14 protein-coding genes are annotated in these 13447 nt (G+C 62.4%); 6 read left to right on the top strand and 8 right to left on the bottom strand.

What is annotated here, in order from left to right; all coding sequences use genetic code 11:
- Positions 1-12: 12 nt before the first annotated feature.
- Together AAF563_15650 and AAF563_15645 are read right to left on the bottom strand one after the other, a co-directional pair.
- Positions 13-1236 (bottom strand): acyl-CoA dehydrogenase, encoded by a 1224-nt coding sequence (locus tag AAF563_15650; GenBank protein MEM7122715.1) that lies wholly within the window; start codon positions 1234-1236, stop codon positions 13-15.
- Positions 1237-1318: 82 nt separating this feature from the next.
- Positions 1319-2797: an aminotransferase class I/II-fold pyridoxal phosphate-dependent enzyme gene (locus tag AAF563_15645; GenBank protein MEM7122714.1), complete on the bottom strand. Its 1479-nt coding sequence runs from the start codon at positions 2795-2797 to the stop codon at positions 1319-1321.
- Between the two features lie 74 nt (positions 2798-2871).
- On the opposite strand from AAF563_15645, the gene AAF563_15640 reads away from it, so the two are divergent.
- The 6 genes from AAF563_15640 (at position 2872) to AAF563_15615 (ending at position 7466) form a co-directional block, all read left to right on the top strand.
- Entirely contained in the window at positions 2872-3564 is a 693-nt protein-coding gene (locus AAF563_15640) for an endonuclease (protein MEM7122713.1), read from the top strand.
- A gap of 144 nt (positions 3565-3708) precedes the next feature.
- Positions 3709-4467: an ABC transporter ATP-binding protein gene (locus AAF563_15635; protein ID MEM7122712.1), complete on the top strand. Its 759-nt coding sequence runs from the start codon at positions 3709-3711 to the stop codon at positions 4465-4467.
- Positions 4464-5174, top strand: coding sequence for an ABC transporter ATP-binding protein (locus tag AAF563_15630; GenBank protein ID MEM7122711.1), 711 nt, complete (start codon positions 4464-4466; stop codon positions 5172-5174). The genes AAF563_15635 and AAF563_15630 overlap by 4 nt, the downstream gene beginning before the upstream one ends.
- 9 nt (positions 5175-5183) lie before the next feature.
- Complete coding sequence (locus AAF563_15625; protein MEM7122710.1) at positions 5184-6053, top strand: branched-chain amino acid ABC transporter permease; 870 nt, start codon at positions 5184-5186, stop codon at positions 6051-6053.
- Positions 6053-7012 carry a branched-chain amino acid ABC transporter permease gene (locus AAF563_15620; GenBank protein ID MEM7122709.1) on the top strand — a complete coding sequence of 320 codons (960 nt, stop codon included), beginning with the start codon at positions 6053-6055 and terminating at the stop codon, positions 7010-7012. The genes AAF563_15625 and AAF563_15620 overlap by 1 nt, the downstream gene beginning before the upstream one ends.
- A gap of 58 nt (positions 7013-7070) precedes the next feature.
- On the top strand, positions 7071-7466 hold the full coding sequence (locus tag AAF563_15615; GenBank protein ID MEM7122708.1) for a GFA family protein: 396 nt from the start codon (positions 7071-7073) through the stop codon (positions 7464-7466).
- An 82-nt stretch (positions 7467-7548) separates the two neighbouring features.
- Here the strand turns inward: AAF563_15615 and AAF563_15610 are convergent, their stop codons facing one another.
- From AAF563_15610 to livM, 6 genes are all read right to left on the bottom strand, one after another.
- On the bottom strand, positions 7549-8748 hold the full coding sequence (locus AAF563_15610) for an ABC transporter substrate-binding protein (protein MEM7122707.1): 1200 nt from the start codon (positions 8746-8748) through the stop codon (positions 7549-7551).
- A gap of 173 nt (positions 8749-8921) precedes the next feature.
- A complete protein-coding gene (locus AAF563_15605) occupies positions 8922-10022 on the bottom strand; it encodes a branched-chain amino acid ABC transporter substrate-binding protein (GenBank protein ID MEM7122706.1) in 1101 nt (366 codons plus the stop codon).
- Between the two features lie 139 nt (positions 10023-10161).
- Positions 10162-10521 carry a DUF6867 family protein gene (locus tag AAF563_15600; protein ID MEM7122705.1) on the bottom strand — a complete coding sequence of 120 codons (360 nt, stop codon included), beginning with the start codon at positions 10519-10521 and terminating at the stop codon, positions 10162-10164.
- Positions 10518-11252: an ABC transporter ATP-binding protein gene (locus AAF563_15595; GenBank protein ID MEM7122704.1), complete on the bottom strand. Its 735-nt coding sequence runs from the start codon at positions 11250-11252 to the stop codon at positions 10518-10520. Before AAF563_15595 ends, AAF563_15600 begins: the two co-directional genes overlap by 4 nt.
- Positions 11249-12070 (bottom strand): ABC transporter ATP-binding protein, encoded by an 822-nt coding sequence (locus AAF563_15590; GenBank protein MEM7122703.1) that lies wholly within the window; start codon positions 12068-12070, stop codon positions 11249-11251. The genes AAF563_15595 and AAF563_15590 overlap by 4 nt, the downstream gene beginning before the upstream one ends.
- A gap of 44 nt (positions 12071-12114) precedes the next feature.
- Positions 12115-13446 carry a high-affinity branched-chain amino acid ABC transporter permease LivM gene (gene livM, locus AAF563_15585; protein MEM7122702.1) on the bottom strand — a complete coding sequence of 444 codons (1332 nt, stop codon included), beginning with the start codon at positions 13444-13446 and terminating at the stop codon, positions 12115-12117.
- Position 13447 lies beyond the last annotated feature (1 nt).

Genomic DNA, 13447 nt, shown 5'->3' with positions numbered 1-13447 from the left:
GGTCCGACCTGCTTAATTTGTGAACGCCTGGATGCCCGTCTGCGCGCGGCCCAGGATCAGCGCGTGGATGTCATGGGTGCCTTCGTACGTATTGACGGCTTCCAGGTTCAGCACGTGACGGATCACGCCGTACTCGTCGCTGACGCCATTGCCGCCATGCATGTCCCGCGACGTCCGCGCGATTTCCAGCGACTTGCCGCACGAATTGCGTTTGATCAGTGAGATCATTTCCGGCGCCGCGCGGTTCTCGTCCTTCAGACGCCCGACCCGCAGGCACGACTGCAGGCCGATCGCGATTTCGGTCTGCATGTCGGCGAGCTTTTTCTGAATCAACTGATTGGCGGCGAGCGGCCGGCCGAACTGGGTGCGCTCCAGCGTGTAGGTCCGCGCGGCTTGCCAACAGAAGCTGGCGGCGCCCAGCGCGCCCCAGGCGATGCCGAAGCGCGCGTTGTTCAGACAACCGAAGGGGCCTTTCAGACCACGGATGTCAGGGAAGGCGTTTTCCTCCGGCACGAAGACGTCGTCCATGACGATCTCGCCGGTCGGCCCGGCGCGCAGGCTGAACTTGCCTTCGATCTTCGGCGTCGTCAGACCTTTCATCCCGCGATCAAGGATGAAGCCGCGGATATCGCCGTCGTCGTCCTTGGCCCAGACAACGAATACGTCGGCGATCGGCGAGTTTGAGATCCACATCTTCGCGCCTGACAGCCGATAGCCGCCATCGGCCTTTCGCGCCCGCGTCTTCATGCCGCCGGGATCGGAACCGTGATCCGGCTCGGTCAGGCCGAACGCGCCGATGAACTCGCCCGTGGCGAGCTTGGGCAGGTACTTCTGACGCTGTTCTTCGGTGCCATAGGCATGGATCGGGTGCATGACCAGGCTCGATTGAACCGAGGCCGACGAGCGATAGGCGCTGTCGACAAACTCGATCTCGTGAGCGATCAGGCCATAGGCGACATAGCTGATGCCGGCGCAGCCGTAGCCATCGATGGTCGGACCCAGAAGCCCCATCTCGCCCATCTTGGTCATGACCTCGCGGTCGCTCGACTCGTTGCGGAAGTCGTCCTGGACCCGCGCCATCAGATAGTCGGCGGCGAACTGGCGCGTGCTGTCGCGGATCATGCGTTCGTCTTCGGTCAACTGCTCGTCAAGCAGGAACGGGTCGTCCCATTGGAAGTGGGCGCGCTGCTTGGCGCTTGCCGAGGGTGTGCCGGATTGGGCCGCTGCCTTGCTCATGATCGAGGCTCCGCGTCGCGAAATTGGGGGTTAACCGATGATATAGCGCCTTGGCGCGCGCTTGGCGAGGCCGGTGCCGCCATCACTGGTTGGCCCTTGCCAGGCCTTCTCCCGCCTCGACCACCAGCTCGGCCAGACGCTCGACGTGCTGACGGCTGGTCGCGTAGTGCATGATGTTGGCGCGGATCGCAAATTGGCCGTTCAGCACGGTCTGGGACGGATAGGCCTCGCCGTCGGCCTGGATTTTGGCCAATACGGCCTTGTTGAGGGCGTTCAGGCGCTCGTCATCGCCACGCAAGGCGGCGGGAGCGTAGCGAAAGCAAACGATCGAGAGATCGACCGGGGCCAACAGCTCGAGCTCGTCTCGCCCGCCGACAACCTCGGCGAGGTGACGGGCGAGCTGATTGTGGCGCGTCACCGTCTTGGCCAGGCCCTCGCGGCCGATGTGCATGAGGGTGGCCCAGACCTTGAAGGCCCGGTAGCTGCGGGTAAGCGGGAAGCTGTACTCCATCGGCGGGCCCAGCTCGTCGCGACTGTCGGGGCCGTCGACGCGGATGTAGGGTGGGATCAGCGAGAACGTGTCGCGCAGGTTGGCGGCGTCGCGCACGAGGACGCAGCCGCACTCGATCGGCACGGCCATCCATTTGTGGGGGTCAAGCGCCAGCGAGTCAGCCCGTGCCAAACCGGCGAATTGCGAGGCGAGGCCCGAGTCCAGGATACCGAAGGCGCCATAAGCACCGTCGACATGCAGCCACAGTCCGTCGCGCTCGGCGATATCGGCGAGACCGTCGAGATCATCGATGGCGCCTGTGTTGACGGTCCCAGCGCTGCCGACGACACAGAACGGATGGAGATCATTTTCCTTATCTTTTTCAATAAGTTCAGAGAGTTCTCTCAGATCCATATGGAAGTTGTCATCGGTGGGGATCTGCCGGATCGCGTCGCTGCCCAACCCCATCAGTTCGACGGCCTTTCTGACACAAGCATGGACCTCGCCGCCGGCGTAGAGCACGAGCCGCGGGCCGCCTTGAAGGCCATCCTTGCGGATATCCCACCCCAAGCGTTCGGCGACGCGGTGGCGCGCGGCGGCCAGCGCCGTCAGATTCGCCATCGAGCCGCCGCTGGTCAGCACGCCATGGGCCTCCGGATTGGTGAAACCCATCAGCGCCTTCAGCCACCCGACGACGCAGCGTTCGAGGACGATCGCGCCGTGGAAACCGCCGCCGCAGGCGATGTTGGCGGCGGCCGACAGCATTTCGGTCAGCACAGGCATGTGGGCCGGCGGCGAGATCACCCAGCCGTAGAAACCCGGATTGCCGTTGCCGCGCGGCTGGCTGAGGATGTGCTCGGCGGCAAAGTCCAGGATCGAATCGGGATCGCTGCCGGTTTCCGGCAATGGTTGATTGAGCAGCACATCCAGGGTGTCCGGCGAGAGATCGGGGCGGATCGGATCGTTGACGACATCGCGCAGGTGCGTATTGGCCATGGTGACGACCCGCTCGCCGAGCCGGCGAAATTCGTCCTCATCGATCATTTGGTCGGCGGGGAAGGGGTCGGTCATGCCGTGCGCTCCTCGCGGTTGATCTTGACCTGGCGCTTGCGCAAGGTCGGGGGATGGTTGCCAAGGCAAGCACGATGACCGCCGGTACGCCAGCCACAAGACGGTGTGCGCGCCTGTGGCGTGTTGCCGGCTCCATCGTCCTGGCGATCGTGTTCTTCGCGGAAACGCCGGCAAAGGCCGGGCAGACCGTGTTGAAGGATGTCACGCGCACCGAAGCCGTCCACTTTTGGCCCGATGTCTACCGGAACGGTGGCGAAACGCTCTATTGCCGGCAACCGTTCACGGTGCGGCTTGGGCTCACCATGACCCATGTCTACGCGCCGGAATGGGTCGCTCGCCAGTTGGGGTGCGAGGATATCGCGCAGTGCCGGCAGACCGTTCCAGCTTTCGCCTACATCGAGTCTGATTTGCACAATCTCTATCCCGCGCGTCTCGGCACGGACGACGCGCGCGGTGAATTGCCTTTTGGCTTTGTGCCCGGTGACCGTCGCGACTTCGGCCAGGACTGCATCTTCAAGGTCGATCCGGCGCGCGGCCTGGCGCAGCCGCCGGTGCCGGCGCGCGGCGATATCGCGCGCGCCATCCTCTACATGATGTGGGAGTACGGTTTGGCACTGCCGCGTTCGATGACGGTCGATTTGTTGCGCGCGTGGAACCGCGAGGATCCCGTCACGGCCGACGAGCGCCGGCGCAACGACGCGATCGCGGCCATCCAGGGCAACCGCAACCCGTTTGTCGACACACCGGAACTGGCCGACAGGTTCTGATCCGCAGGCCCTCTAGGCCGTCGTTTGTGCTGACAGCTCCCTGTCATCTTCTCTTGCTCCCGGCCATGGGCTTCGGCTAGTGGTGGCTGGGTCACCGGCGCGCAAGACGCTGGGTCTACTTTGCGGCTGGGCATTGGGTTCGCTTTGATCGACGTTACGGACATATCAAAGTCCTTCAGCGGCATGCGTGCGGTCGAGAACTGCAGCCTGCGCATCGAGACCGGCAAGATCACCGGTGTCATCGGGCCCAACGGCGCCGGCAAGACGACACTGTTCAACATGATCGCCGGCACCATGAAACCGGATTCCGGCCAAATCGTTTTGGACGGTAAGGACGTGACTGGTTGGCCGCCGCACCGCCTCTATGATGAGGGGCTGGTCCGCACGTTTCAGATCCCGCGCGAGTTTTCGCAGATGACGGTGGTCGAGAACCTGATGGTCGCCGCGCCCGATCAGCCGGGCGATGAGCTGTGGCGAGCGCTGTTTCAACGCCGGCGCGTCGCCGACTTCGACAAGGCGACACGCGAGCGCGCCGAAGAGGTGCTGGACTTTCTGCAGATCCAGAAACTGCGAAACCAATTGGCGGGCCAACTTTCGGGCGGTCAAAAGAAACTGATCGAGATCGGCCGCACCATGATGACCGAAGCCAAGGTCGCGCTGCTGGATGAGCCGGGTGCCGGCGTCAATCGAACGCTGCTGGTGAAGATCTGCGACACGATCATGCGTCTCAACAAGGAACGCGGCTACACCATCTGCATCATCGAGCACGACATGGATGTGATTACACGCCTCAGCGACACCGTCATCGTGATGGCGGAAGGCAAGGTCCTGATGCAGGGGTCCATGGACGAGGTTCGCGCCGACAAAGATGTCATCGATGCTTATCTTGGCGGGGCGTCGTGAGTCTGCTGCAAGTCGATCACGTAACCGGCGGTTACGGTGACTCAACCATTCTGCAGGACCTCACCATGCGGGTCGAGGAGGGCGAGATTGTCGTTCTGATCGGCCCGAACGGCGCTGGCAAATCGACGGCTATGAAGTCGGTGTTCGGTCTTGCCAATGTTCGCGAGGGAACGATCAGTTTTGCCGAGCGCGATATCACGCGCCTGCGGACGGACCGGATCGTGCGGTGCGGCGTCGGTTATGTCCCACAGGAGTACAATGTCTTTCCCGGCATGACGGTTCACGAGAACCTGGAAATGGGCGCGTTCACGCGCAGCGACGACATCCAGCCTTTGTTCGCGCGCATGTATGAGCTCTTTCCCGACCTCAAGGACAAGCGCCGCGATCCCGCTGGCTCGCTCTCCGGCGGTCAACGACAGATGGTGGCGTTCGCCCGCGCGCTGATGATGGAGCCGCAGCTGATCATGCTGGACGAACCGACGGCCGGCCTGTCGCCGCTCTACATGGAGCAGATCTTCAACAAGGTCATCGACATCAACAAGCTCGGCACGACCGTTCTGATGGTTGAGCAGAATGCCAAGCAGGCGCTTGCCATCGCCAACCGTGGCTATGTTCTGGTCCAAGGCCACGCGCGTTACGAGGACACCGGCGCCAACCTTCTGGACGATCCGGAAGTCGGCGAGCTGTTCCTGGGCGGCGGGAGCTAAAGGCCGGCCATGGAATTCGCTGAGATCATTCGTCTGCTGATCCACGGCGTGGTGCTGGGCAGCATACTGACCCTCGGCGCGATCGGTCTGTCGCTGCAATACGGGATCCTTCGCTTCGCGAACTTTGCCCATGGCGACGTGATGACGCTGGGCGCGTACTTCGGTCTCTTCGCGATCACCGCATCGGGGGTTCAGGCATGGGCTGCCATGCCGTTTGCCATGCTGATGACATTTCTGGTCGCGCTCGCCATCGACCAGACGCTCTACAAGCGCCTGCGCAGCACGCAGCCGATCATTCTGCTGATCGCCTCGGTCGGTATCGCGTTCATGATGCGCAGCGCGATCAGTCTGGTCTGGGGGCCGGACAACCATGTCTATCAGGCCGGTATCCAGATGCCGGTCAAGGTCGGTGACATCCGCATCAAGCCGGCGTGGTTCATGATTGTCGGTGGTGCCGCGGTTCTGGTGCTGGCGCTGCATCTTTTCTTGCAGCGCACCAAGGTCGGCAAAGCGATGCGCGCGATGAGCGACAACCGCGATCTCGCCCAGGTCAGCGGCATCGCGGTCGAACGCGTGATCATCTGGACCTGGGCGATCAGCGCCGCGCTCGCCGCCGCCGCAGGCGTCATGTTGGGCATGGATACGCAGCTCAACCCCATCATGGGCTGGAAGCTGCTGCTGCCGATCTTCGCCGCGGCGATCCTGGGCGGTATCGGCAAACCCTATGGCGCGATCGCGGGCGGGTTGACCATCGGCATCGTCCAGGAGATGTCGACGCTCGCCATCGCGCCGGCCTACAAGCCGGCCATCGCCTTCGGCCTGATGGTCATCATCCTGATCTGGCGGCCCACCGGTCTGTTCTCGGGGAGGTCGACCTGATGGAATTCATCGGCATGATGAACTACGCGGTGTTCTTCCTGGTCTTCGCCGGGATCTACGCCATCGTCGCGTTGGGCCTCAACATGCAATGGGGGCTGACCGGCCTGTTCAACATCGGCATCGCCGCTTTCTTTGCGATTGGCGCCTATACGACCGGTATCCTGACGTCGCCGCCGTCGCCCAATCATGTCGGCGGCTTCGAATTGCCGTTTCCGGTCGGGCTGCTCGGGGCCATGATCACATCGGCCGCACTGGCGCTGTTGATCGGCATCGTGACGTTGCGGCTGCGTGCCGACTATCTGGCGATCTCGACAATCGGTTTGGCCGAGCTCGTGCGGTTGATCCTGAAGAACGAGGACTGGCTGACCAACGGCGTGCGCGGCATGCCGGGCATCCCGCGCCCGCTGGGCCCCGAACTGGGCGCTGATTTCAACTATGCCTACCTGGCGCTTGTCGTCGTCGTTTTGTTGGTCATCTATGGACTCTGCGAGATCTTGCGCAAGGCGCCGTGGGGCAGGGTGCTGAGGGCGCTGCGCGAAGACGAGCAGGCGGCCTCGTCGGCCGGCAAGAACATCGTCTCATTCCGCCTGCAGTCGTTCGTGGTGGGGTCGTCGATCATGGGCTTGGCCGGCGCGCTCTACGCGCACTTTTTCGGGTTCATCTCGCCAGAGTCGTTCGAACCCATGCAGACGACCTTCCTGATCTGGGTCATGCTGATCGCCGGCGGCAGCGGCAACAACCGCGGCGCCATCCTGGGCGCGTTTGTCATTTGGGGCGTGTTCTCCGCGACCGACTTCGCGACGCGTCTGTTGCCGCCGGACATGATCACCCAGGCGGGCCATATCCGCATTCTGCTGGTCGGCCTGTTGCTCTGCGTGATCCTCGTCATCCGGCCCCAGGGCATCCTGAGCGAGGAGGGCATGCTGCGCCGCGAGGCGCGGCGGCGCGACAAAACCTAGGCGGTCTCTGGACGTCCAAGTCAGTTTCTATGGGTTCATCGGAAGGGCGGGCGAGTACATGCTGACGGGAACATGTCATTGCGGCGAACTCGCCTGGCGCTTCGCCGACAGACCCGAGACGGCGACGGCATGCAGTTGCACGATCTGCCGGCGCTACGGCGCGTTGTGGGGTTACGGCTGGGAAGACGATGACGTCACGACGTCGGGCCCAAGCGCGGTCTATGCGTGGGGTGATAAGAGCATTGGATTCCATTTCTGTCCCGCTTGCGGCTGTCTTGGCTACTACCGGGCCGTGGCGCCCGGCAATGACGGTCGGCGCAAGATCGCCGTCAACCTTCGCATGATCGATGATCCGGCCCTGGTGGCGGCGATCCCCGTCAATCACTTCGATGGGCTCGATACCTGGGCGCGCCTGCCGCGCGACGAACGGTGCGTCGCCGATTTGTGGTTCTGACGAACCTCCATGCCGCGAGCCAAGAAAAAAGGGACCGCGGCAACGGCCGCGATCCCTCTTGACTGGAAAGACGCTTGCCTGATCAGGGTTCGATCATGCGGTGCGTGACGATCTCACCGTTCTCGATGCCCCAGAACGCAAACGTGCCGCTGACATCGCCGTTGTCGTCGAAGTTCTGCGAACCGGCGGCGCCGACATAAGTGATATCTTCACCGGCGGCGATCAGTTCCTTCGCCTTGGCGAACTCGCCCGGCAGAATTTCGGTGCCCGGCGGGTTGGCGACAGTGCGCAACGCGTCGCGGATGGCGGTCGGGTCATTAGAACCCGCCTTCTCAATCGCCAATGCCGCGATCATCGCGGCGTCGTAAGCTGAGTCGATGAACGGCTTGGGCGGCAGTTCGCCGAAGCGCGCCTCATACATTTCGACGAATTTGACCGCGCCATCGCTGTCGGAGACGGCCTGTGGCGTCGTTCCAATGGAGCCGTTCAGCGTCTCGCCGATGGCGTCGATGATTTCCGGCGCCTTCATGCCGTCGGTAAAGACGAACTTCTCAAAGTAACCTTCTTCAAGTGCCTGGCGCAGGATGGTGATGCCGTTTTCGGGGTAGCCGATCAGGACAAGCGCCTCGCCACTGTTTCCGGCGGCCTGACGCAGTTCGCCGCGATAGGATGCTTGGCCGGGCTCGTAGGCGAGCGAGACAACGTCGCCGGCAAAATTGGCCTCGAACGTTTCGGCAAGGCCTTTGCCATAGTCGTTGTTGACATAGAGCACGCCGACGCTGTTGTAGCCGGATTGTTTGGTCACTTCGGCCAGCACGACGCCTTGCAGGGCGTCACTTGGCACGGTGCGGAACAGAAAGTCGTTGTCACTCAACGTCGTGATCACCGGCGACGTCGAGGCCGTCGAGATCTGCGGCACACCATTGACGGACGTGACGCTGGTGGCAATCGGAATTGTCACACCGGACGACAGCGCACCGACGACGACGGTCGCACCATCGACGGAGACCAGCTTCTGCGCGGCGTCGACGCCGCCTTGCGGGTTGGTCTGCGTATCGCCGACGACCAGATCCAGCGTGTTGCCATTGACGCCGCCGGCATCGTTCACCTGCTCGACCGCCATGATCACGCCGTTAAGCGATGTTTCGCCGTAGACCTGCAGATCGCCGGTCATCGGCATCAACGCGCCCAGGGTCTCCGCGGCGGCGTTTCCCCCGACCGCAAGGCCGGCGATCACTGCGCCCGAAAGAAGCGTCTGCTTCAGTTTAAGCCCATCTCTCATGATTGCTCCTCCAAGAGATTTAAACTCTACACCCGACTTGCACGTGTCGGTTGATTGTGATCGAGACTAGCGTGCCCAGGCTTTGCCTGTCACCACGATGATCGCTCGGAAAAAGACATCGGCCGCCGGGCTGCCCCGACGGCCGATGGGATCGTGCTCAAACGAGCGATCGATCAGTAGTAGTCGTAGACGCCTTCTTTCCACTCGTACATCACGTAACCAGGCGCGGTGACGTCACCTTTCTCGTCAAAGCCGATCTCGCCCAGGACCGTGTCGAAGGTGCCGGCGTTCAGCGCTTCGATCACCGCGTCGAAGTCGGTCGTGCCGGCCGCTTCGACAGCCTGCGCCCATGCCTGAATGGCGGCATAGGTGTAGAGCACATAGCCTTCCGGCTCGATGCCCTTGGCGCGGAATGCCTCGACGATATCGGCAGCGGCTGGGTTCTTGCGCGGGTCAGGGCTGAACGTCATCAGCGTGCCTTCGCCGGCATCACCGGTGATCGACCAGTATTCGTCGGTCACCAAAGCGTCGCCCGACATCAGGACCGTATCCATGCCTTGCTCGCGCATCTGACGCACCATCAGGCCGGCCTCGGTGTGGTAACCGCCGACATACAGAACATCGATGCCTTCGGCTTTCAGCTTCGACACCAGCGCCGAGTAATCCTTCTCACCAGCCGTGTAGGCTTCGTAGAGGCTCTCGGTCACGCCGGCGTTGTTCAGCGCGGCGCGAGTCTCGTCGGCCAGGCCCTTACCGTAAGCTGTCTTGTCATGAACGATTGCGATGTTCATGTCGCCGAAGTTGTCGGCCATGAAGCCACCGGCGACCAGGCCCTGCTGGTCGTCACGGCCGCATACGCGATAGACGCCCGGGCCACCTTCGTCGGTCAGTGCCGGGTTGGTCGAAGCGGGCGAGATTTGCAGGATACCCTCTTCGTCATAAACCTGCGACGCGGGGATTGACGAACCCGAACAGAAGTGCCCGGCCACGAAAACCACGCCGTCATTCACAAACTGGTTCGCTATAGCGACGGCCTGCTTCGGGTCACACGCATCGTCGCCGACCGCGAGCCCAAGATCTTCACCCAACACGCCGCCGGCGGCATTGATGTCCTCGACCGCCTGTTCGGCGCCCGCCTGCATCTGCGCGCCGAAACTGGCGTACTGGCCGGTCATCGGACCGGCTGTTGCAATAAGGATGTCCGCGTTAGCCGACGCCGTTCCAAAGAACAGCGCCGTCGCGGCGGCAGAAGCCACCAATCCAAAACGTTTCATCAATTTCCTCCCTGCTTAAGTGACCCCGAGAGGTCGAGATTGAATACTTGCGCCCCCGCACTTGTATGCGATCCCTACAGGTCGCTTACATGACCAAAAGGTTAGGACTAACTACCGCAAGCGGCAACGGAAATCGGGATTACTCGACCTGGGCCGACTTGGGTAGCTCACGCCATCCGAAGAGCCCGTTTCGCTCATAGATCCACGGGTACTGTTCGACCATGTTGCGTGCCTTGTTCATGCGATAGGCGATAAGCGCGACGACCGTCAAAATCACGGTGTCGATGACGTAGCCAGTGATCAGCCAGAGGGCTCCGTCGGCGAGCGCATAGACAGCGAACCGGTCGGCGCAACCCAGGAGCAGGCTATAGCCGATGACCATCCAAGTCGGACGCCAGCGGTTGGCCATGGCCTGACCGGTTAAGAACGCCGCGCCGCCACCCAGGATCAACGTAACGATGAGAAAGACGATCCAATCGGTGCCAAGCAGTTCGATCATTGGCCGGCCTCCAGATAGGCGGCGCGCACCTCCGGCTTGGCGAGCAGTTCGTCACCTGTCCCCGTCATGGTGATGGTGCCGTTAACCATGACGTAGCCGCGATGGGCAAGCTTCAGCGCGTGGAACGCGTTCTGCTCGACAAGCAGAATGGTCATTGCGTCGCGCTCGTTGATCTCGCGAATGGCGTCGAAGATTTGACGAACCAGGATGGGCGCGATGCCGAGCGACGGTTCGTCGAGCAACAGGACGCGGGGCCTGCTCATCAATGCGCGCCCAATCGCCAACATCTGCTGCTCGCCACCCGACAGGGTGCCTCCGCGCTGGCTGAGACGCTCCTTGAGGCGTGGGAAGAGTACGAAAACGCGCTCAAGATCGTCGTCGAAGTTGTCGGGGTCGGTGGTGATGGCGCCCATTTGCAGGTTCTCCATCACCGTCATGCGCGGAAAAATGCGACGTCCTTCGGGCGACTGGGCAATGCCCATGCGGATGATCTCGAACGTCGGCGTGTGCGTGATGGATCGACCGTCGAAAACGATGTCGCCGGTAGCGGCGCGCGGGTTGCCGCAGATTGTCATGAGGAGTGTCGACTTGCCGGCGCCGTTGGCGCCGATCAGCGTAACAATTTCACCGTTGCCGACGGTCATGTCGACACCGCGCAGCGCTTGAATGTTGCCGTAGAATGTCTCGACGCCGGATATCTGGAGCAGTGGCTGCGTGGCGACGTCGCTCATGGCTTCGCCCCGTCTTCGTCCAGACCGAGATCGGCGACGACCTCCGGCGGGATCTCTTCATCGTCTTCCTCACCCAGATAGGCGCGGATAACCGCCGGGTCGTTGCGCACTTCCTCTGGCGTGCCGTCAGAGATCTTGCGCCCGTAGTCGAGCACGATGATGTGGTCGGAGATGCCCATGACAACGCGCATGTCATGTTCGATCAGAAGAATGCCGATCTTGTGTTCGTTGCGAATGAACAGAAGCAGTTCGTTGAGATCGGACGTTTCGCGCGGATTGAGCCCGGCCGCCGGTTCGTCCAGGCACAGTAGAACGGGGTCGGTGCACATGGCGCGCGCAATCTCCAGGCGCCGTTGATCACCATAGGGGAGGCCGCCGGCATTGACATCAGCGCGATCGGTGAGGCCGACCTGCTCAAGCCAATAACGCGCCAGCTCGACCGCGTGCTGTTCGGCGTGCCGGTATACGCCCAGGCCGAGCAGACCGGCGATGGTGTAGCCGGAAGCGCGCATCAGCCGATTGTGCTGGGCGACCATCAGGTTCTCCAGCACCGACATCGCCGGGAACAGCCGTATGTTCTGAAACGTGCGTGCGACGCGAGCTTGTTGGGCGATACGGAAGTCGTCCATCTGCTCCAGCAGGTAGGTCCCGTGCTCAGCCTCCAACGACAACCGGCCGACAGTCGGCGCATAGAACCCGGTCATGCAGTTAAAGACTGTCGTTTTGCCAGCGCCATTGGGTCCGATGATGGCCGTTATGCGGGCGTCGTCGGCAACGAACGAAACGTCGTCGATGGCGACCAGGCCGCCGAACCGCATGGTCAGGTGGTTGACGGTCAGGAGTGCGCGTGTCGCCTCGGCGTTCACGGTGACACCTTATCGGATCGTCGTCGCCGTGCTTTCAGGCGAACGGTCGGCTCGCGGTGGGCCAGCAACCCGCGGGGACGCCACACCATGATCGCGACCATGGCCGCGCCGAAGGCGAGCATGCGGTACTCCTCAAGCTCCCGGAAGACTTCGGTGCCGCCGATCAGCAAGACAGAAGCGATCACGACGCCGATCTGGCTACCCATGCCGCCAAGGACGACGATGGCCAGGATCACCGCTGACTCGATGAAGGTGAAACTCTCCGGGCTGATGAAGCCTTGGCGCGTAGCGAAAAATGAACCGGCGAAGCCGCCGAACATGGCGCCGATGGCGAATGCCGTGAGCTTGGTGTTGGTCGGATTGATGCCCAGCGAACGGCAGGCGATTTCGTCTTCGCGCAGTGCTTCCCATGCGCGTCCGATGGGTAGTTTGCGGATGCGCAGGGTGAACGCGTTGGTGATCAGCGCGAGTACCAGGATCAGATAGTAGAGAAAGATGATTCGGTGCATCGACGAATAGTCGAAGCCAAAGAACGTATGGAACGAGTCCGTTCCCTCGGCCGGACTTCGGTCGAACGGAAGGCCAAAGAAGCTCGGTCGCGGAATGCCGGAAATGCCGTCCGGCCCGTTCGTTACCGGATACCAGTTGAGCAGGATGATCCGTATGATCTCGCCGAAGCCTAAGGTGACGATCGCCAAGTAGTCGCCTCTCAGTCTGAGGACCGGGAAGCCCAGCAGAACGCCGAAGAAGGCAGCGAAGACACCGGCCAGCGGCAAACAGACCCAGAATGACCAGTCGTACTGGGTGGCGATCAGGGCATAGGAGTAGGCGCCGACCGCATAGAACGCGACGTAGCCGAGGTCGAGCAGGCCAGCTAGGCCGACCACAATGTTGAGACCCCAACCAAGCATGATGTAGGTGACGACGAGGGTTGCTATGTCGACATGGTAACGCCCGACCCCCGGGATGAACGGCATGCCGATCGCCAGGATCAGAAACACCACCATGACGTAGCGACCGTAGTCGGCGTTGAAGTGGGCGACATACTCGCCGAAGTCGACCTTTTCGCGCCGCTGGGGCGAGCGGACCTGGAGATAGATGTTGAGGCCGAAGCGGCCGATGACGACAGCTGCGACGGCGAACGCGACCCAACCCCATCGGGTATCGAGGCCCAGGCCGCCGGACTGGTCGACGGTCTTGAGGCCGACCATGATGACGGTCAGACCGAGCGCTATCAGGCCGGCCAGGCCCGCTTCTTTCGCGGCCTTCACATAGTCGATGACCGGCCTTTGCGCGACGCCGTTCGGTGTACCTTCCGTCACCGCCATG

The sequence above is a fragment of the Pseudomonadota bacterium genome, from assembly GCA_039028155.1.
Taxonomy (GTDB): domain Bacteria; phylum Pseudomonadota; class Alphaproteobacteria; order SP197; family SP197; genus JANQGO01.
Note: the sequence above shows the minus strand (reverse complement) of the source record. Positions and strands in the feature narration are given on the sequence as shown.